Annotated in this window: 21 protein-coding genes; 10 read left to right on the top strand and 11 right to left on the bottom strand. The window is 44.6% G+C overall.

Going from position 1 to position 20122, the window contains the following annotated elements; translation table 11 throughout:
* Positions 1 to 157 precede the first annotated feature (157 nt).
* Both OH460_RS14845 and OH460_RS14840 read right to left on the bottom strand, forming a co-directional pair.
* On the bottom strand, positions 158 to 514 hold the full coding sequence (locus OH460_RS14845; RefSeq protein ID WP_102425573.1) for a PilZ domain-containing protein: 357 nt from the start codon (positions 512 to 514) through the stop codon (positions 158 to 160).
* 270 nt (positions 515 to 784) lie between these two features.
* Positions 785 to 1411 (bottom strand): LysE family translocator, encoded by a 627-nt coding sequence (locus tag OH460_RS14840; protein WP_171730169.1) that lies wholly within the window; start codon positions 1409 to 1411, stop codon positions 785 to 787.
* A gap of 209 nt (positions 1412 to 1620) precedes the next feature.
* Here OH460_RS14840 and OH460_RS14835 point away from each other — a divergent pair, with 209 nt between their 5' ends.
* The 3 genes from OH460_RS14835 (at position 1621) to OH460_RS14825 (ending at position 3832) form a co-directional block, all read left to right on the top strand.
* A complete protein-coding gene (locus tag OH460_RS14835) occupies positions 1621 to 2895 on the top strand; it encodes a DEAD/DEAH box helicase (protein WP_269998241.1) in 1275 nt (424 codons plus the stop codon).
* A gap of 285 nt (positions 2896 to 3180) precedes the next feature.
* Positions 3181 to 3402, top strand: coding sequence for a hypothetical protein (locus tag OH460_RS14830; protein ID WP_269998240.1), 222 nt, complete (start codon positions 3181 to 3183; stop codon positions 3400 to 3402).
* A gap of 127 nt (positions 3403 to 3529) precedes the next feature.
* Positions 3530 to 3832 carry a thiamine-binding protein gene (locus tag OH460_RS14825; RefSeq protein WP_032498668.1) on the top strand — a complete coding sequence of 101 codons (303 nt, stop codon included), beginning with the start codon at positions 3530 to 3532 and terminating at the stop codon, positions 3830 to 3832.
* A gap of 40 nt (positions 3833 to 3872) precedes the next feature.
* Here the strand turns inward: OH460_RS14825 and OH460_RS14820 are convergent, their stop codons facing one another.
* Together OH460_RS14820 and OH460_RS14815 are read right to left on the bottom strand one after the other, a co-directional pair.
* Positions 3873 to 4040, bottom strand: a complete 168-nt coding sequence (locus OH460_RS14820) for a hypothetical protein (protein ID WP_162884289.1) — start codon at positions 4038 to 4040, stop codon at positions 3873 to 3875.
* A gap of 108 nt (positions 4041 to 4148) precedes the next feature.
* On the bottom strand, positions 4149 to 4412 hold the full coding sequence (locus OH460_RS14815; RefSeq protein WP_081090307.1) for a DUF1289 domain-containing protein: 264 nt from the start codon (positions 4410 to 4412) through the stop codon (positions 4149 to 4151).
* Between the two features lie 188 nt (positions 4413 to 4600).
* Here OH460_RS14815 and OH460_RS14810 point away from each other — a divergent pair, with 188 nt between their 5' ends.
* From OH460_RS14810 to OH460_RS14790, 5 genes are all read left to right on the top strand, one after another.
* Positions 4601 to 5047, top strand: a complete 447-nt coding sequence (locus OH460_RS14810; RefSeq protein ID WP_061031726.1) for an META domain-containing protein — start codon at positions 4601 to 4603, stop codon at positions 5045 to 5047.
* Positions 5048 to 5471: 424 nt separating this feature from the next.
* Entirely contained in the window at positions 5472 to 6638 is a 1167-nt protein-coding gene (locus OH460_RS14805) for an ABC transporter substrate-binding protein (RefSeq protein WP_269998238.1), read from the top strand.
* 5 nt (positions 6639 to 6643) lie between these two features.
* Positions 6644 to 8344 carry an ABC transporter permease gene (locus OH460_RS14800; RefSeq protein ID WP_269998236.1) on the top strand — a complete coding sequence of 567 codons (1701 nt, stop codon included), beginning with the start codon at positions 6644 to 6646 and terminating at the stop codon, positions 8342 to 8344.
* Entirely contained in the window at positions 8310 to 8960 is a 651-nt protein-coding gene (locus tag OH460_RS14795; RefSeq protein WP_269998234.1) for an ATP-binding cassette domain-containing protein, read from the top strand. Before OH460_RS14800 ends, OH460_RS14795 begins: the two co-directional genes overlap by 35 nt.
* A complete protein-coding gene (locus tag OH460_RS14790) occupies positions 8950 to 9570 on the top strand; it encodes a CDP-alcohol phosphatidyltransferase family protein (protein ID WP_269998232.1) in 621 nt (206 codons plus the stop codon). The genes OH460_RS14795 and OH460_RS14790 overlap by 11 nt, the downstream gene beginning before the upstream one ends.
* Before the next feature lie 77 nt (positions 9571 to 9647).
* Here the strand turns inward: OH460_RS14790 and OH460_RS14785 are convergent, their stop codons facing one another.
* The 4 genes from OH460_RS14785 to OH460_RS14770 form a co-directional block, all read right to left on the bottom strand.
* Positions 9648 to 10601 carry a class I SAM-dependent methyltransferase gene (locus OH460_RS14785; protein ID WP_102425365.1) on the bottom strand — a complete coding sequence of 318 codons (954 nt, stop codon included), beginning with the start codon at positions 10599 to 10601 and terminating at the stop codon, positions 9648 to 9650.
* 8 nt (positions 10602 to 10609) lie between these two features.
* Positions 10610 to 11308 carry a TIGR01621 family pseudouridine synthase gene (locus OH460_RS14780; RefSeq protein ID WP_269998229.1) on the bottom strand — a complete coding sequence of 233 codons (699 nt, stop codon included), beginning with the start codon at positions 11306 to 11308 and terminating at the stop codon, positions 10610 to 10612.
* Positions 11309 to 11464: 156 nt separating this feature from the next.
* Positions 11465 to 13081 (bottom strand): methyl-accepting chemotaxis protein, encoded by a 1617-nt coding sequence (locus OH460_RS14775; RefSeq protein ID WP_269998227.1) that lies wholly within the window; start codon positions 13079 to 13081, stop codon positions 11465 to 11467.
* Positions 13082 to 13270: 189 nt separating this feature from the next.
* A complete protein-coding gene (locus OH460_RS14770) occupies positions 13271 to 14704 on the bottom strand; it encodes a sodium-dependent transporter (RefSeq protein ID WP_269998225.1) in 1434 nt (477 codons plus the stop codon).
* A gap of 367 nt (positions 14705 to 15071) precedes the next feature.
* Here OH460_RS14770 and cls point away from each other — a divergent pair, with 367 nt between their 5' ends.
* Both cls and OH460_RS14760 read left to right on the top strand, forming a co-directional pair.
* The gene (cls, locus tag OH460_RS14765) at positions 15072 to 16526 is read left to right on the top strand and encodes a cardiolipin synthase (protein ID WP_061031734.1); all 1455 of its coding nucleotides are present in this window, start codon (positions 15072 to 15074) and stop codon (positions 16524 to 16526) included.
* A gap of 182 nt (positions 16527 to 16708) precedes the next feature.
* Positions 16709 to 17893, top strand: coding sequence for a cystathionine beta-lyase (locus OH460_RS14760; protein ID WP_269998223.1), 1185 nt, complete (start codon positions 16709 to 16711; stop codon positions 17891 to 17893).
* Between the two features lie 101 nt (positions 17894 to 17994).
* Here OH460_RS14760 and OH460_RS14755 read toward each other — a convergent pair whose 3' ends face one another.
* From OH460_RS14755 to OH460_RS14745, 3 genes are all read right to left on the bottom strand, one after another.
* Positions 17995 to 18465 (bottom strand): hypothetical protein, encoded by a 471-nt coding sequence (locus tag OH460_RS14755; RefSeq protein ID WP_269998221.1) that lies wholly within the window; start codon positions 18463 to 18465, stop codon positions 17995 to 17997.
* Entirely contained in the window at positions 18456 to 19427 is a 972-nt protein-coding gene (locus OH460_RS14750) for a winged helix-turn-helix domain-containing protein (protein WP_269998219.1), read from the bottom strand. Before OH460_RS14750 ends, OH460_RS14755 begins: the two co-directional genes overlap by 10 nt.
* Before the next feature lie 109 nt (positions 19428 to 19536).
* A complete protein-coding gene (locus tag OH460_RS14745; RefSeq protein WP_269998419.1) occupies positions 19537 to 20103 on the bottom strand; it encodes a DNA-3-methyladenine glycosylase I in 567 nt (188 codons plus the stop codon).
* Positions 20104 to 20122 lie beyond the last annotated feature (19 nt).

The following is a 20122-nucleotide window of genomic DNA, read 5'->3' as shown; positions in this document are numbered from 1 at the left end:
ATAAGCCTAGGTCTATAAAAATCTAGGCAACAAGGGGCTTGGCTATCAAAAGCAGGCCTATAGATAGAACAAAGCCCTAGCACTTGCGAAAGTGCTAGGGCTTTTTAGTGCTTATTTATGATTAACGATTGATTGAGCCACCTAGCTCTAGACGCCGTTATGCGACTCTCAGGCTTGCAAAAAAGACTGGGTACTTCTTTCGAATGTGCCTTTGCTCAGACACCATATCCTTAAAACTTGGGCCTTGTGATAACTGAACAATCACTTCATCGCCTTCTTGGCGTAACACGGCACCACTAATAGCGACACTGTTGTTTCCGTGCAGCCTCAAAGTACCTGCCATAGAGAAGCCACGATATACCGGGATGATATTACGCATCATAAGGCGAACACCCTTTTCAGAAACCTCACTGACGTGAAAAAGCTCATCCTTAATTCGCATCACCGGACGTGCCTTGTGTGGGTACTTCAAACGGTAATATTTGCGCTTCTGAATGAATGACTTTTCACTCATTTGTGACTCCCTGTCTCTGTTTATTCGCAGTAGTAAACTGGCCGTTCATTTCAACTATTCGTAACTATTTGTGACTATCGAACAGCCTTCCGCCCCAGTTTGCAATTCAACTTAGATATTCACCAAACTAATAACTGACTATTATATCGGCATTATGTGTTATTGCTTTAGGCATTTGTCTAGAGAGACAAGGATTCCTTATGATTCACTAAAAAGTGAGATATGAGTCGTATCATCTCAGCCTCAATACCTCATAAAAGATCATAAAACCTAAAGCTGAAATAAAGCCAGCTGAATACTGAACCCAACAAATAGCACGCCACATACAATATTCATCATCTGCGAGGTGCGCTTTTGAACCAACAAGCGTTTGAAGGTATCTGCCATTAAAATCACAACCAAGAACCACATTGAAACAACCATTGCCTGAATCCCGCCAAGAATCAGGCTGTCGGAGACAATTGCATCTGTAGTCACAAATTGAGGGAAGATCGATAGATAAAACAGGACGATTTTCGGGTTAAGCAGATTCGTAAGTAGCCCTTTAAAAAACTGGCTATAGAGTTTGCTCCCGGATGCACTCACGACAGAAAGCACGCCCTCTTGAGCACGCAGTGCCGCACGAAAATGGTTGTAACCTAACCAGATAAGATACAACACACCCGCCCACTTCAGGCCCTCAAATGCCATTGGCGTTTTCGACAATAACAGGCTGATACCATTTGCAGAGATAAAAGCATGGAAAAAGAAACCACATGACACGCCCAACACATTCACAAATGCGAACAACTTCCTTTGAGTCAACGCAGTGCTTAGTACAAGCAAGGCATTGGGTCCTGGAATAATGGCAATAAAAAAGACAATAACAATGAACAGCCAGATACTATCCCAACTCATTTTGTTCTCATACAGTGAAGTTTTTTAGGGCAGACATTGTACGTCCAATTGATACCATTACAATATGCTCAACGCTTAATTAACTAGTATGGCTAGCGTGCTAAGTTAGCGCATATAATAATTACGTTTATCGTGAAGCAAACAAAACTGATTCTCTAACATTTCTAGCCCTGTTAGACTTCATCTCCCTTTCGATACTTGGTTCATTTATGTCATTTGATAACCTAAGCCTTAAAGTAAAAACCGTTGCTGCTATCCCATCTCAATTCGATAAGCCGACTGAGATACAACAAGCGGCTATTCCTAAGATTGTTTCCGGAAAAGATGTACTTGCATTAGCGCAAACAGGCAGCGGAAAAACATTGGCTTTTGGCTTACCTTTGCTAAACAACATCGACCAAGATTCGAATAAACTGCAAGCACTGATCATCGTTCCAACGCGCGAGCTAGCGTCTCAAGTGACTGAATCTTTACAACCGATCGCAACCGCCCTGTGTATCAAAACAGTAACGCTCACGGGCGGTGTGAATACAGATGAACAACAGCAGCAATTATCAACCACACCTCAGCTCGCTATCGTTACACCAGGGCGCCTGCTTGCACTCATTAAAAGTGGTGAGTTGGAGTTAACTCAATGCACATCAATGGTTTTAGATGAAGCTGACCGATTGATCGACATGGGCTTTTGGCCAGATATTCAAGCGATCATCGCAGCTCTGCCGACTAAACGCCAATCACTGTTATTCTCTGCAACGCTTCCACCTGAGTTAGTCAACCAGGCTGAAACGCTTTTATCAAATCCAGAGAAGATCACAACGCATCAAGAAAACAGCGTTGTCGAAACGATTGAAGAAACACTGTATCTAGTAAACAAAGGCAGTAAAGCTCAGGCATTAATCGCACTGCTCAATCAGAACTCATGGCCACAAGTATTGGTGTTTATGGGCGCGAAAGACAATGCAGACGCATTAACCAAACGGTTAAACAAAGCCAAAATCAGCGTGAGTGCATTACATGGTAACAAGAGCCAAGAAGAGCGCGCACAGGCGTTAGACAGCTTCAAAAATGGTGATACCCGTGTACTCATCGCGACCGATGTTATGGCTCGTGGCATCCATATTGATCAGCTACCTATTGTCATTAACTTTGAGTTACCTCCTCATGCAGCGACTTATGTACACCGCGTTGGAAGAACGGCGAGAGCAGGAAGTACTGGTTGTGCAATCTCGCTGGTCAGCTACAGTGAAGCTGACTACCTCACTGCGATTCGCACCCTGACCAATAAAACATTGCCGCTACAGTCATTGGAAGGTTTCCCAGTCACAGACAAACCAGCATCAGAATCAACGGCTCGTAAGCGCCCACCGAAAGACAAAATGGCAAACCGCAGAACGGCGAAAAAGAAAAGCGTCAAACAGTTTAAGAGCAAACCGAATAGCTCTAGCCCCCACAGCTCAAGATCAAACAGCACTAAGCCAACGTGATCAAAGTAGAGCGATAGCAACGAGTCAACCTCAGTGCTCAAACTTAGAGGCTGTCATTTCAATTAAATTCAGCCCAGAGTTTTCTGAGCTTTTTTGCGCTTCAAATAGCCGCTTCCTAGACCTAAATATGACAATAATGCTCTTCGTTAGATGACATTTTTATGAATTAAGAAGGCAAGGTATTGATTCTTGGTCGCTCAAAAAAAATACTTTCTGAACACGTTGACGCCCCTATATCTGGCAACTAGATTTTTCTATTAGTGTCTAAAACAGGAGGTCATTGAAATGAAACGTGCTAGCTCTACATATCGATTACAACTGATAAAGGAAGTGGCAACTCGCCGAGATCGTCAACGTTCCAATGACCCGATGGCAAACTACATTCAAACCCTAATCGATAACAAAGAAGATTGTGATACGTCGGTTGAACGCAACCAAAGATTCAGTGGTAATCATTTTGACGAACACATAGGCGGTTGGGTAAGTGACCACTGGGGAAACAAGTAGGACAACGAGAGTAATCCAACCAGCATAACCGCTGTAGAATTCGTCTCCGCATTAACCTATCATCTGCAACAATTCCCTACCCTAGAGTAAGCAGAAAGTGTCTGAGTTAAAAAGAGAAAAAGAAGTGATGGTTGCCTTCCAAGTGATCCCTCGCGTTAAAGAAGGCAACAACTTCGAAGTGGTTGATAAAGCAATTGAAGTTGTGAAAGCTGCCGACGTGCCTTTCCAAGTCGGTGCGATGGAAACCACGATGAAAGGTGAACTCAACCAATTACTCGATATCGTTAAAAAAGCAGAACAAGCTTGTTACGATGCTGGGGCCGTCGAGGTCATCACAAACATAAAGATTCACAGTAAAACCACCGCTGCCGATGATACATTTTGCACGTATCATCGTGGTGTGACGAAAGCGAACCATATGTTTGTCTGAGGAAATGCCATTAAAGCAAGGCTCTGAAGAGCCCGTGGTGTTATTGAAAAGGCATGTCTGAAAGGTGAGAAAGGATTTCCATTCGCTCTTCTTCTGACATCGAGTGCCAATCTCGTGGGCTCTCTTCAGGGTCATCTTTCGCCCCAATCGGTTTTCGGTCCAGTGCTTTGACGGGCTCTGTTTTGAGTTTTACGTTCTTTTTATTCATACCGACACCACTCCTCTGGTACAAAGGTACCTATCTTAGTATTACACCCCAACCATTATGTAAAGTAATAGTTACTTCGGAGTTAAATAAAATCTTAATACATCCTCTTTAGCCAAAAAGATCTCTTTGGGGACTTGTATTTCCCTCTTCGTCGACCTGTTTACCAACCAAGTTTTTTTGCTTCATTATTTTTCGTCTATAGCGCTGACGACACAGCTTTATCACGTGCAATTGCTCTGCGGGAGTCATCGACATCCAATTAAAGCGCTCTTCTCTTTTGCGCATACAACCATTGCAATAGCCTTTGTCATCACTTGAGCAAACCCCAACGCAAGGGCTTGGAACTTGGAAAAACTCTAACTGCTCCACCATGCCTCCTTACACATTCAAAATTACGCTTACTATCTCAAAAATAAGCGATTAAGTTGTCGCCACGCCTACGAAATCCATACTAAACTATGACCTTATACTGACACATATAGTGTTTTGTAAACTATACTTTTAACCCATCAAGTTACAGATTTTCGGTAACTTCGTTTTTTCCTTTGGAGCCTTATAATATGAAGTTTAGTTCAAAAAAATTACTAGCAGTAGCCGCTTTACCTATGATGCTAGCAGCATGCACAACAACAGGTGATAACGCGATGCAAGTAACACCAACCGATCTACAGCACCATAATTGGGAACTTGCGCAAATTGATGGCAAGGACATTGAGAAAAGCGAACACCAAGCGACACCTCGCCTAGAAATCGGTGAAAAGATGACTGCAAACGGCGTAGCTGGTTGTAACAACTTCTTTGGCCAAGGCGAGCTGAAAGACGGTCAATTCCGCATTAAGCAAATGGGCATGACAATGAAAATGTGTCACGGCTCAGCGATGGACATCGAGCAATCAGTTTCTGCTACTCTAAGTGAGTGGAGCGACGTAACCCTAACAAAAGATACGCTAGTACTTAAAAACGATGTACACACGCTAACGTACACAATTCGTGACTGGGTAAACTAATCTGTCATCGACATCAAATACCGAAAAGGAGCCTTCATGGCTCCTTTTTATTGTCTGCTTCAAAGTTCAATCTACTCAAAACCACTCTTCACACCCGCTTTTCGTGCCAAGCTCCAATAAATAACAAAAAACCTCATTTAGGTGTAATTAATTCACCGCTTCAACGGTCTGTTGCTAGGATGGTAAAAGCCCAGAGTCTGTTGAGTTTCATAGATAACGACACATTGAACAAAAATCAACTGAGGACTCCCTGCGCCTTCTCAAGTAATTGATTGAATTTACTGTTGAATTAGAATTTATTTGAGAAACAGATAGAATAACTATTATGCCGTGTTGATCTTTCGTTAGCCACGAAAGGTCAACATGACCAAGGGAGTTCGAAAACACAATGCTCTTGCCCGTTCACTACCAAATGGAAAAGTTTATGAACAAGATAGTAAGTACGTTAGGAATCATGGCAACCGTTGCCTACAGCGCAACCATTTATGCTGATGAAGCAACATCCACCGATAGCTGGAATCAAATAGAACAGCAGGCAGAAGGACAAACTGTCTACTTTCACGCTTGGGGCGGAAGCCAAGAGATCAACCGTTACCTACAATGGGCAGGCAAGAAGTTACAAAGTGACTATGGCGTAACGTTAAAACATGTAAAAGTCACAGATATCGCTGAAACAGCAACTCGCCTACTTGCGGAGAAAGCCGCAGGTAAGAATAGCGAAGGCAGTGTCGATATCGTTTGGATCAACGGTGAGAACTTCCGTTCAATGAAAGACAACAAACTGTTGTTTGGGCCATTTACAGAATCCCTTCCTAACTGGAAGTTCGTCGATAAGTCTTTACCCATTGATGTCGACTTTTCTGAACCAACGGAAGGGCTAGAAGCACCTTGGGGCGTTGGGCAATTGGTGTTCATTCACGACCAAGAAACACTGCACAATCCGCCACAATCGTTTTCAGAGATGTTGAGCTACGCTCAGGCATTCCCTAACCGTTTAAGCTACCCTCGCCCACCAGAATTTCATGGCACTAGCTTTATTAAGTCTTTACTGATTGAGCTAACCAACAACAGCCCTGAACTCGCGAAGCCTGTTTCAGAAGAGAACTTCCAAGCAATCACTGCACCATTATGGGCTTACTTAGATAAATTCCACAAAGTTGCATGGCGCGGTGGTAAACAATTCCCTGCAGGCACATCAGAAAGCATTCAGCTTTTGGATGACGGACAACTCGACCTCGCAATTACATTCAATCCAAACTCTGTGTATTCAGCGCAATCAAGCGGCCGTTTAGCAGAAACAACCAAAGCTTATGCGTTGGAAAACGGTGCTTTATCTAATATCCACTTCCTTGCGATCCCTTGGAATGCCAATGCTACCGCAGGCGCACAAGTGACCATCAACTTCTTGTTAAGCCCAGAAGCACAATCGCGCAAAGGTGACCTCAATGTTTGGGGTGACCCTTCAGTATTGAGCAGCAAGTACCTAACAGGTAGCGCTAAGAATACTCAGCAATTTAAATCGATTGATGAACCACACCCAAGCTGGCAAAACGCACTCGAGAAAGAGTGGCTAAAACGATACGGTAACTAAGCTCGATGCTACGTGCTCTATATTTTGTCGTTATAGTGGTATGCATTATCCCAACAATTCCTGGGGTAGCGGGAGTAGTGGCTTCATCACTCAGTTATATCCCGCCCCTAGGGTTGATGGAGCCCTCTCTCAACGGTTTTAGCCAAGTATTCCAATGGGAAGGCGCTTGGCACTCTATTGGTTTGAGTATTGGTTCTGCGATTGCGAGCAGCTACATCGCATGCTTTCTTACCTTTTGTATTCTCCAAGCTTCGTGGGGAAACCGGTTTTGGAGAAAGATCGAACTGACCCTTTCACCTATGCTGGCTATTCCACATGTGGCTTTCGCCATTGGCTTTGCTTTTCTATTTAGCCCGACAGGTCTCGGAGCGAGAGCTGTGCATCATTTGCTTGGTGAATCCGCGACCAATTCCGAGTTAGCGTTACTCGTAAAAGATCCGTATGCATTTGGCTTGATCATTATGTTGGCACTTAAAGAAGTACCTTTCTTATTGCTCATGAGTATATCGATACTTCAGCAAATTGACGTTGAGCGTATTACTAAGGTGAGTGCTTCATTGGGTTATAGTCGCTCACAGATATGGTGGAAGTGCATTTTCCCACAATGGTTCACCAAGCTTCGCTTCCCAATGTTGGCGGTACTCGCCTACAGTGTATCGGTTGTCGATATTGCACTAATCATTGGCCCAACTAACCCGCCTACTTTTGCCGTTTTAGTATGGCAATGGTTTAACGATCCCGATCTTAACCTACTGCCAAGAGCAGCGGCTGGCGCTATTGTTCTGTTTGGCTTAGCGTCCTTGATCATCGCCTTAGCCCGCTGCATTGAATGGGCTGTATTGAAGTTCTTTAGAGCTTGGCAATATTCGGGGCGGACAGGCATTAAACTACCAGGAAAAACCGTATTCACAGCTTTGGCAACACTATCACTCGCAATCATTCCTTTGATGATGATTTGGAGCGTGGCTCAACGTTGGCGCTTCCCTGACTTACTTCCGAGTCGCTACAGCATGCGCTTTTGGGAATTTGAATGGGATGGCATCATGAGTACCGTTGGTCAAAGCTTATGGATTGGTCTGATCGCAGCTTCAGTTGCGCTAGTCCTCGCACTGATTGCCCATGAGTACCGAATCAAATACAAGTGGCAAGTGCCTGGTTTCGTCATCGCTATTCCAATGTTGATACCACAACTATCGGTATTATTTGGTATGCAAGTCACCACGCTCTATGTAGGAAGCAATGCCTATGAATTCTGGGTGATTTGGGCACACGTATTTTTCGCCTTTCCATTTGTCTATTTATCTTTAGATGGACCATGGAAAAGCTTCAACGATGGGCTCATCAAAGCATCACTCAGCTTGGGTAAATCACCATTTCAAAGCTGGTACTCTATCAAATTGCCTATCTTATTACCTGCCATTGCCTTTGCGTGGGCCGTTGGTATCAGCGTGAGTTTGGCTCAATACTTACCAACATTGATGCTAGGCGCAGGTCGTATTAGCACCATCACTACAGAAGCTGTCGCCCTAACCAGTGGTTTCGATCGTAGAGTGACCGCAATTTATGCCATTTGGCAGGCCTTATTGCCTCTGTTCTTTTTCTCTTTAGCGATATTAGTCAGCCGACTTCAACTCAGATATCGCCGTCTTACTTTCAAAGGTTTCTTAAGTAATGAGTCTGTACCTCAACGACCTCGCCATCCATAAAACCGGTGGTGATTCGCTGTTCTCAGCGCTAAATGTAACATTAGAATCGGGCCAGATACTGGCGTTGATGGGCCCGAGCGGTTGCGGCAAATCCACCTTATTGGACGCCATCGCAGGCCACTTGAATGAAGAGTTTTCGTATTCTGGAAGTGTTTTTTTGAATGACATTCAACTGGATGATCTCCCATCACATCAACGTGAGGTCGGTATTCTTTTTCAAGATGATCTATTGTTCCCTCACCTAAAAGTATGGGAAAACTTGGCATTCTCACTACCTAACTCGATTAAAGGCTCTGCTCGCCAGCAGCAAGCTATGGCAGCGTTAAAGGACATTGAACTGACCCACTTAGCAGAGTCTTTTCCCGACCAGATTTCTGGTGGTCAACGAGCGAGAATCAGTTTAACTCGTATGTTATTGGCGAAGCCTAAGTTGGCTCTACTTGATGAACCGTTCAGTAAGTTAGACCAAGAGCTCAGAGCACAATTTCGGGACTGGGTATTTGAGCAATTAACCAAAGCCAATATCCCTACCCTGATGGTGACACACGACGAAGCAGATGTGCCTCAAGGGGCTCAAGTACTCTCTTGGCCATGGAGAAGCAACCATGCTGGATAAGTACTCTATAAAGATCATCAAGTGGCCATTAAACCAGTCTGCAAAAGTACTGAATCGAGTCGGTATTACCGCTAATCAAACCACCCTATTTGGTTTTTTGGTCGGCTGTTTAGCGTTTCCGGCGTTGGCGTTTGAGCAATATGAGTGGGCGTTAGGTTTCATCATTTTCAATAGAGTTTGTGATGGGCTTGATGGCGCCTTGGCCCGAATCCAAGGTATCAGTGATGCGGGTGGCTTCCTAGATATCAGCCTAGATTTCCTTTTCTATTCGCAGATCCCTTTTGGCTTTGTGATTGCCAATCCAGAACACAACGCCATTGCCGGTGCATTTTTAATCTTCTCTTTTATCGGTACAGGCAGTAGCTTTCTGGCGTTTGCGGTGATGGCGGGCAAACGAGGTATTGAGAATCCAGTGTACAAGCACAAGTCTCTCTACTACATGTCTGGCCTAACCGAAGGGACAGAGACTATCGCCTGTTTCATTGCCTTTTGTATTTGGCCGCAACACTTTGCGGTTATTGCCTATACCTTTGGGGCGGCGTGTTGGCTGACTACGTTCATGCGAATTTATTTTGGTTTCCAGACCCTCAAGACGCAGCAAGAGAGTTAGCAATCTAACGACAAAAACAAGATGCAAAAACGCCGCTCAATATGAGCGGCGTTTTTCTAACTGATGTTTAGAATCAATTAAGCGTCAGTAGAAGCGCTAATCTTAAATCTCAGTACCTTAAGACTTGAATCAAGGTCGACATCCACAAACTCAGGTGGGTTGTCTAGGCGTTCAATGAACTCAACGTTTGGCGCTTCTTCTGCCATCGTCTCGATAAGGAAGTTAGGTGACACTGCAGGTGAGTTAACACATGCGATCACTTCACCGCCTTCCGTTAGAAGCTCCGGCAAACGGCGTAAGATCTTTTTATAGTCTTTAGTTAGGGCGAAGCTGCCTTTTTGGAACGAAGGTGGATCGATAATCACCAACTCATAAGGACCGCCCTTCTTGATTTTGCCCCACGACTTAAAGATATCGTAACCAAGGAAATTCACCGAGCGCATGTCATGCTCATTCAAACGGTGGTTATCACGGCCTTTGTTCAACGAGCCTCGTGACATATCAACGTTCAAACATTGACGAGCGCCACCCGCAATGGCTGCCACAGAGAAGCCACAAGTGTATGCGAACAAGTTAAGTACGTTCTTACCCTTGGCATTGTCTTGCACCCATTGACGACCATTACGCATGTCTAGGAACAGACCAAAGTTCTGGTTGCGACCAATGTCTAACTGATACTTAAGACCATGCTCAACAACTACTGGAGAGTCGTTAAGCTCACCCCATAGCACTTCCGAAGGTGCGCCGTCAGCATAACGGTGTTGAAGCACGATGCTTGTACCTTGCTTGGTTTGCCAGATATCTTTGCTGGTCAACGCTAACAAGCCATCTTTAAGCGATGACAAAAACGCGTCATCAACCTCTTTAAACACATTCACCAATAATTGACCATCGACCCAATCACATGTGATCTGTTCTAGGCCTGGCCAAAACTTACCACGACCATGAAAAATACGACGTAGCTCGTTAGGTACTTCGTTTAGCTGTTGTTCGATATGTTCAAAAAATACCGGTAAAGCAGATGCTTCCATTATTTCACTCACTTAGTATTTAGCTTTGGCCAACTTAATGACCAAGGTTCAAGCCAACCGTCCAAACCGTTAGATACGGTTTCTTGGTGCCACTTCTCGCCTAAAGAGTCTAGGCTCCTTGGGTCACAGACAAATTGGTAGGCTTGTGATTGATAGGTAAATCGAATCGCGAAGGCATGCAGATAACCTCTGTCAGCCTCACTCGATGGATTATAAATTGGGTCACCAACGATAGCTGAGCATATCGACTTCATCGCCACGCGGATCTGGTGCGTGCGCCCAGTAAAGGGTTTACATAAAAGAAGTCGCTCACCAGGTTCAGCCGCTGCTGATAGAAATTGAGTTATCGCTGGGTTTTCTTTGGTTGTTAAGAGTTTCCAGCTAGAGCGTCGTGAACGCTCCATATCCCCAGAAATCAAACCCTGCTTTTTCTTCGGCTTCTTAGAGCCAATCGCCAAGTAGTACTTCTCCACTTCGCGCTTAGCAAATAGTTGCGAAAGCTCACTAGCCGCCGCTGCACTCTTGGCTAATAACAGAATACCTGAAGTCATTTTATCGAGACGATGAACGAGATACAGCTTAGGCTCATTGATTGCCTTAGCGACTTCTTGAAGCAGCATGGTATCACCATCGTCTTTGTGGACGCTGATTCCAGGGTGCTTATTGATGAGTAAAAAATCAGAGTGATTGAGAAGAATATCGAACATGTAAAGGCTAGCTCCGTTATAGAGGGTGGAGTATACCGTGTCTGAATCCAGATTCCAGCAACGAAAAAGCCCAACTCACTCAATAAAGATTGAATCGTTGGGCTTGTTTCTCGTTGTCTGCATTTAAGGGTAGGTTTTAACCCCTATAAATAAAAATTAAGCGAGCTTGAACTTACCGACCAAGGCTTCTAGCTCCGCAACCTTCCCGTTCAGGCCTGAGGTATTTTCTGAGCTACGCGTTGCCAGTTGCAAGGATTGCTCAGAGATATCACTGATCGCCGTGATATCTGCAGCAATTTCTTTCGTCACAGCTGTCTGCTCTTCTGCTGCGGTCGCAATAGAGTTCACCATGCTTTGTACATTGCCTGCACCGCTTACAATCGCTTCTAGAGCAGAAACCGCACCAGAGCTTTGCTCAACACCAATCTCAACCAAGCGGCAGTTATCTTGGGTATAAGTCACCGCCTCTTGAGTGCCAGACTGAATCGACTGAATAATACCAGACACTTCTTGTGTCGCTTTGGTCGTTCTCTCCGCCAACGCGCGTACTTCATCGGCAACCACAGCAAAACCACGACCGAATTCGCCCGCACGTGCCGCCTCAATCGCCGCATTCAACGCTAACAGGTTAGTTTGCTCAGCAATGTCTTCGATAACTTTGATAACGCTACCAATCTGCTCACCATGAGAGCCCAAAGTATTCATTTGCAGTGACATATCACTCATTTGAGTCGACACTTGTTGAATACTCGCCACCATTTCGACAATCACGTTACGGCCATCTTCAGCAGACGTTTCAGAGCGGCGTGCTTCTTCATACGTAGACGTGCCCTGCTGCGCCACTTCTGAAATGGTCAAGCTTAACTCTTCAGCAGCCGTTGCAATCAAGTTCGCTTTGTCAGCTTGAGCAGAAGCGCCTGTTACGATGTCTTGGCTAATAGAAGATAGCTCACCAGTAACAGATTGAACTTCATGGGTCACAGAAGAGATAGATCCCAGTAGGTCGACCAATGATTTTTGCATCTGGTTGATCGACGCCGCTAAATCTGCCAACTCATCACCAGAGTCATCCCCAATATCACCAGCAGTTAAATCACCATTTGCCACACGTCGTGCTACTTGTTCAACGCGAGTCAGGCGGTTAGTAATCGAGCTAGACAACACATACGCAATCACACAGCCAAACACGATTGCAATCGCAGACAAAATCATAATAGTGCGTTCAATAGTGGTAAATGTATCAGTTAGCGTGAGTAGCGACTGTTCTGTATCCGCCCTTTCACTTGCCGATGCTTGATCCAACAAGTTTTCAATTGGGATAAGATTTGCTTCATACAAAGATCGAAGCTGCTGCATGTTTGATAGCAGTGCTGATTGGTCATTGATCTTGGGTACAAGCTTAGATTCAAACTCTTGTGTAAAGCGTCCCATTAACTCTTCAATACGTTGAACACGACGGTAATCTTCAGAGCCTCTGCTTTCCAAACGTTTTGCCTGTTCAATAGCCTGAGCAAACTCGTTTTTATTCGTTCGGTAATCATTGAGTGCGTTATCAACCTGAATGATCGCGCCAAGCGCATCTCGGTAAACATCGCCCGCTTCATCGATCAGTACTAGGTAAGTAACTGTACCTGGTACATCATCCATTCTTATTTCATCAGCACTCTGGTGCGCGCCGATAACTTCTATCCATACAATACTGACTAACGTAACAAGCACCGCCAATATAGAGCCAAAACCGGCATACAGTTTCTTTCTCACTGACAATTTCACACAACACCTACCTAAATTAAATACTGATCAAAAACCCTTGATATTCAATATATCGGCTAGGTGACGGATAACTTTAGTGAATGTAGCGTTTTATTTTTCGATGAGAATTAAGTATTTAAACTAAAAAAACGGGAGCCATTGGCTCCCGTTTCTTAACTTACTTTAGCTCGCGATTGTAGCTTCTTAAAACTATAGCTTCTTAGAGATAAGCGCAGAGCCAGCAATAATACCAATACCTAGTAGCATGATTGCACCTTTACCGCTGTCGAAGCCAGAAGAGATACCCATGAATGCAACGATTGCGATAGCTACTGGGATGATGTACTTAACTAGCGTGTACCATAGACCAAATAGTGGGAAAGATACTTCACCGTCGTTAGTGATTTCTTTCTCTAGGTCAGCACGGTTTAGTCTCCAACCAGCGAAGATACATACCAACATACCGCCAACTGCTAGGAAGATCTTATCAGTTAGTAGGTCGAAGATATCGAACGCACCAGTACCGAATAGTGTTGGACCGAAGCCACCAAGAGATAGAGAAGCGAAGATACATAGAATCGCCATCACTACACTTGCAGACAGAACTGCAGTCACACGCTTCATGCCCTTCTCGTCAATTAGGTAAGAAACCACAACTTCAAGCAGAGATACTGAAGAAGTCAGAGCCGCAACACTTAGACCAACGAAGAACATAAGAGCAAATAGAAGACCAACTACGCCGCCCATTTCAGCGAATAGCTGAGGTACAACAACGAATACTAGACCAGGACCTGCTGCAGGCTCCATACCGAATGCGAACATTGCTGGGAACATTGCAACACCAGCTAGGATAGCAACACCTGTATCCATCGCCGTTACCATCGCAGTCGTTTGAACTAGGTTCTCTTTCTTCTTCAGGTAAGAACCGTATGTCAACATACAACCCATACCAAGAGATAGTGAGAAGAATGCTTGGCCAAGTGCAGCTAGGATTACACCGCTGTCTACTTTAGAGAAGTCAGGGCTGAATAAGAACTCAAGACCAGCCATCGCGCCCGGAAGCATGATGCCTTTGATAGATACCACGATAAGGATAATGAAAAGAAGTGGCATCAAAATCTTACCCGCTTTCTCAATACCGCCAGAAATACCCTTCATAACGATTACAACGTTAAGTAGTAGGTATAGGCCCATCCACATAAGTGGTTGAACTGGGTTTGAGATAAAGCCACCGAAGCTATCGCCAATTGCTTCAGGTGCGTCTAGTAGACCACCAGCAATTTTACCGATGTATGCGATAGACCAGCCACCTACTACTGGGTAGAAACCCATGATTAGCAGACCACTCACTACGCCGATAACACCAGCAAACGTCCAACGACGGTCAGTTGTTTTAAATGCACCTACTGCTGATTTTTGCGTATGACGACCAATCGCAAATTCAGTCAGCATGACACTGAAACCAATGAAGATTACAAAAAACAGGTAAATTGCAACGAATGCACCGCCGCCACTTTCGCCTGCTGTGTATGGGAATTTCCAAATGTTACCTAAGCCAACAGCAGAACCTGCTGCAGCCATTACGAATCCTAACTTCGAACCCCAGGTATCACGGGGTGTTGTGGTTGTATTACTAGTAGCCACGTTTACTCCAAACTTTTGTGTTATGTGATGTTGTGTTTTGCTTTGGGTGGCGTCTTTAAAAGATAAGGTGTATAAAAAAATTTACACACCTAAAAGATTTGATTGACGCTCGTTATATAGCAAGTAAACCAGTTTAAGAATAAAATTGGAAGTCCGAACCGTACAAATTTCGTTACCAATGTAAATTTTTACGGTTAAATGCCGCCTTTTCATACAAAACAATCGTTTTCGTCTTAAGTTAACCAAAACTTAACAACTATAACCTGTTTACAGCTTTTGCTCTATTTTGTAAATAGTTGATTCCTTAAATTCCCATATCCACAAAATAGCATTACTATCTAAGTATCTCTTTTTTCGAGTATTCAATGTGGAAAAGCTCTACCATTTTTTAACATTAGCCGCTGTTGCTTTGTACTGGGTACTTGTCGCCGGTGTAACATTGCGTGTTGTACTAAAACGACGCTCTGTCAGCGTTTCTCTCGCCTGGCTTATGGTTATCTACATTATCCCAATTGTGGGGGTGGCTTGTTACTTCCTATTTGGCGAGCTAAATCTTGGCAGGAAAAGGGCTGAACGCGCACATCGCATGTTTACTCCCTTTGGTGATTGGTTCCGTCAATTGAACGATTGCCAACTTCACCAACCAGGGAAAGTCGGCTCCCCTATCCATAAGATTGACGAGCTTTGTAACAATCGAATGGGCATTCCTGCGCTCAGTGGAAACACTCTATCCCTGCAATCTTCACCAAACGAGATCCTACACGCAATTATCGAAGATATAGAAAATGCCCAAACCAGTATCAAGATGGTTTTCTATATTTGGCATCCAGGTGGCCTGACCGATTCGGTTGCCTCTGCGCTGATTCGCGCAGCAAAACGTGGCGTAGATGTTAAAGTTTTGCTCGATTCAGCGGGTAGCCCGCGCTTTTTCAAAAGCCATTGGCTCGCAATGATGAAAGACGCGGGTGTTCATGTTGTACAAGCATTGGAAGTGAGCCCGTGGCGTATTTTCTTGCGACGCCTTGATCTAAGGCAGCACCGTAAGATTATTGTTATTGATGAGACTATTGCCTACACAGGCTCGATGAATATGGTCGACCCTGCTCATTTCAAACAGAGCTCAGGGGTTGGCCAGTGGATTGATGTGATGGTTCGCGTCACCGGCCCAACCGTTAACGTGCTCTCTGCAATCCACGGCTGGGACTGGGAAGTAGAAACCGGCGAGCGTATTTTACCTGAGTTACCTGAGTGCTCTGTAGAAGAAGCAGTGACGCATCACCCCGTACAAGTTGTGCCGTCGGGTCCAGGTATGCCGGAGTATTTGATCCTGCAAGTTCTAACTATTGCGATCAATCAGGCTAACCATACCGTGCGTATTACGACCCCTTACTTTGTGCCGAGTGCGGACTTGTTAGAAACCCTTAAGATGACGGCTCAACGTGGTGTCAACGTCGAACTGATCATCCCACACAATAATGATTCGCTGATGGTTAAGTGGGCCTCTCGTGCATTCTATACCGAGCTACTCGAGGCGGGTGTGAAGATCTACGAGTTTTACGGTGGTCTTCTTCATACCAAATCGGTAGTCATCGATGAAGAGTTCTGCTTAATTGGAACGGTCAATATCGACATGCGCAGTTTATGGCTCAACTTTGAAGTAACGCTCGCTGTGGACGATGTGCATTTCACTCAAACACTCTCTGAACTGCAGAAATCTTATATCGCTTCATCTCACTCTGTAGAGTTAGAACAGTGGGAGCAAAGAAACCTAAGTAATCGCTTCTTTGAGAGGCTGTTCTACTTGTTCAACCCACTCCTATAGTTCCAGCAATGAGTCGGTTATGGCTCGTTGTTTCCCCATCGATCATTTTTAACCTTTCACTGTTAACTGAGTGAAAGGTTAAAAATCGTAAGAAAAGCGCAAAAATCCCCGATCCACTCTTGCTTTGAACACTCTTGGCATGTTTTAAATAGGACATAACCGATTGATAAGGAATTCACAGCATGTGCGAGAACAAAACCACTAAACTGATCACTGCCGGTCGTGATAAGAAGTGGACCAATGGTGTTGTTAACCCACCAGTACAACGCGCTTCAACTGTCGTATTTAACTCAGTAGAAGAAAAGCGTAAGGCTACGATTAACCGCGCTAACAAAACCCTTTTTTACGGACGTCGTGGAACCAACACTCATTTTGCTTTCCAAGATGCAATGGTTGAAGTGGAAGGCGGCGCAGGCTGTGCACTCTACCCTTGTGGAACGGCAGCTATCTCGAATGCGATCCTTTCTTTTGTAGAAACAGGCGACCATATTTTGATGGTCGACACGTGCTACGAGCCAACTCGTGACTTCTGTGACACCATCATGAAGAAAATGGGTGTAGAAACCACCTACTACGAGCCAACCATTGGTGAAGGTATCCAAGACCTTATCAAGCCGAACACCAAGGTACTGTTTACCGAGTCTCCGGGCTCTGTCACCATGGAAGTCCAAGACATTCCAACGCTTGCGCGTATTGCTCACGAACATGACATCATCGTGATGCTAGACAACACTTGGGCAGCCGGCGTTAACTTCTCTCCGTTTGAGTTTGGCGTTGATATCTCGATTCAAGCCGCAACCAAATACATCGTTGGCCACTCAGATGTGATGCTAGGCACAGCGGTCGCGAACGAGAAATGCTGGGATCAGCTAAGAGAGCAAAGCTACTTGATGGGTCAGTGTGTTTCACCAGACGACGCTTACCTTGGCCTACGCGGCATACGTACCCTTGATGTTCGACTGCGCCAACACGCAGAAAGTAGCTTGAAAATCGCTAAATGGTTAGAAACACGTCCAGAAGTCGATCACGTTCGTCACCCAGCTCTGGAGTCTTGCCCAGGCCATGAATTCTTTAAGCGAGACTTTACCGGTGGTAATGGCTTGTTCTCTTTCGTGCTGAAAAACTCAAATACAAAAGCGACCACAGCGCTACTTGATGGCATGACGCACTTTAGTATGGGTTACTCCTGGGGCGGCTTTGAGAGTTTGATCCTAGCGAACGAACCGAGCAGCTTTGATAGCCTAAGAACCGTTGCGAACCCTAACTTCGAAGGTACCTTGATTCGTGTTCATATCGGCTTAGAAGATGTTGATGATTTGATTGCAGATCTAGAGGCTGGATTGGAGCGTTACAACGCGCTCGTTTAATCTTTAGCATCAAGCTTACCGAAACCAAAAAGGCAGGACTACCCTGCCTTTTTCAGTTCTGCGTATCAGCAGCGTACAAACCCGCAAGCCCTAATAGCTGATTAGTGAACCTTGTAGCATGTCCAATTAAAGATTTCAGAGCGGTGTTCATTAAACAGATATAGGGACTGCTCCTGCTCTAAAATCGAGTAATCAATGGTCACTCCTTTGTACTCACTGTATTCCTGATTGATGATCGGATCATGAAACGGAGTGGCGGTTCTCACGTCAATAATGCTCATCGACAAATGATCCCCTTCCAAACCATAGTAGCCAGAATAAAGGTTTTCCATTGTGCCTTCGGTGCCGTCTTTCTCAGTGATCGTCACAAACTCTCTCATGCTAAAAGTTTGGTCAGACTGAAAAGTAATGCTCATACGCTCATAAAGCGATTGATAAGGTTGATATGCCTGAGATAAGAAATCCGTTTTTAGCGTTTTACAATGCCATCGAGTGCCCGCCAATGCATTTTGGTCGAGAAAAAAGCTCGCCGAAGCAATTGCCAATAAAATGAATAAGCCAATTAATCGCAAAAGTAGCTCCTCTTTTTCATATGAGCTGCAAACGAGTCAAAAGACGTCTCTACATTGAAAATCGTCGCTCCGTAGTTGAGTGCCTCGCCATCCTTCCTTTGAACTAACATGTACAAAGCATCGCTCTCTGGCTGATCGACAGATGGATAAATACGCACAAACACATCCACATTACAGTGACTAGGTATCACACTGGTCAGCTTTTCAGTTATCGCTGGTAGCGAATAGGAATCTCCATGAACAATATGGAAAAAATAGTGGTTAGTATTGTCTGTGTAACTATCACTATATTCCGACTTATCGATAAAGTAAGGCGTTGGCTTGTAGTAAGTTTGGAATAGATTGAACGCAGTAACGAGAACACAAATAAGTGCGATTATGTAGCCTGCTTTTATAGCATGTTTATTGTTAGTTATGCTTGATAAACCAAGTGCAACTGAACCGTGCGCTTGATTTGAAGATGTAAAGTCCGAAGTTATAGCCGAAGAACTCTCTACAGGCTCTTGGCTTGTCGTTGAGGCTTTATCTGCTGTTACGATCGACTCCTCTTGAATCGTTGGCTTTGCTGCTTTAGTCGCTACAGACGCCGACTGGACTTCATCAAGGTCTACTTGAGGCGCAGCTTGGGTGTTTGAGCTTGTTCTTTTCGACTCATTGATTTCAAGGGAATAGCCCGTTTTACTTACGGTACGAATTGTTGCACAACCACAAGTGACTCTAGACAGCGTTTTTCTGATCTTAGATATCACATTGGTTAGAGCTTGCTCTGAGACAATGACGTTACCCCAACACCTTTCAAATATCAGGCCTCGCTCAATGCATTCACCAGCATTCTCCAGTAAGAACAGGAACACCTTACCTTCTAACGGCGCGATAGTTTCTACGTGGCCATCTTCACGCACAAACTGCCTAAGCAAGGGATCATAACTAGCATCACAAATTTGGTAGCTTTGTTGTTTCACTATCGTCTTCTAGGTTTTAATTCGGTCGCATATGATATTGAATAGTTTATAAATGGCTAGTGAATTTTCCAATTTTCACACAATTATTTCGCGACAATAATTAACACTTTTATTTGTAAGGACAACCAACGATGTGGTCGTTCACCATGCCGGTGGCTTGCATAAATGCGTAACAGATTGTTTCTCCTACAAACTTAAAGCCTCTCTTCTTTAAAAACTTGCTCATCGCTTTGGATTGCTCTGTTGAAGCGGGTACTTGAGACATCTCGGTCCACTGATTGTCGACCACTTTGTTATCAACGAACAGCCATAAAGCATTCGATAATGAGCCAAACTCTTTCTGAAGTTCCAGCGTTGCGCGAGCATTGCTATATACCGAGGCAATCTTGCCCTTATGCTTAACCACATCGAAGTTTTCAATAATGCTCGGTACATTGTCCTCATTGAAAGCAGCGAGCTTGTTGAGATCATAGTTCTCAAACGCAGCACGATAGCCCTCTCGTTTTTTCAGTATAGTAATCCAGCTAAGCCCCGCTTGAGCGCCCTCCAAAGTAATAAATTCAAACAGCACTTGATCATCATAGACAGGTACGCCCCACTCCGTATCGTGGTATTCCCTTTCAAGTTCATGTTTGAGTGCCCATGCACAGGTTCTTTCCACGGTATTCGCTTCCATTTCGATAATCTCACTTTGG

Origin of the sequence: Vibrio sp. Makdt (genome assembly GCF_027587015.1) — a bacterium.
GTDB classification, from domain to species: Bacteria; Pseudomonadota; Gammaproteobacteria; order Enterobacterales; family Vibrionaceae; genus Vibrio; species Vibrio chagasii_B.
The sequence above is the reverse complement of the archived record's forward strand: the minus strand, read 5'-3'. Positions and strand labels throughout refer to the sequence as shown.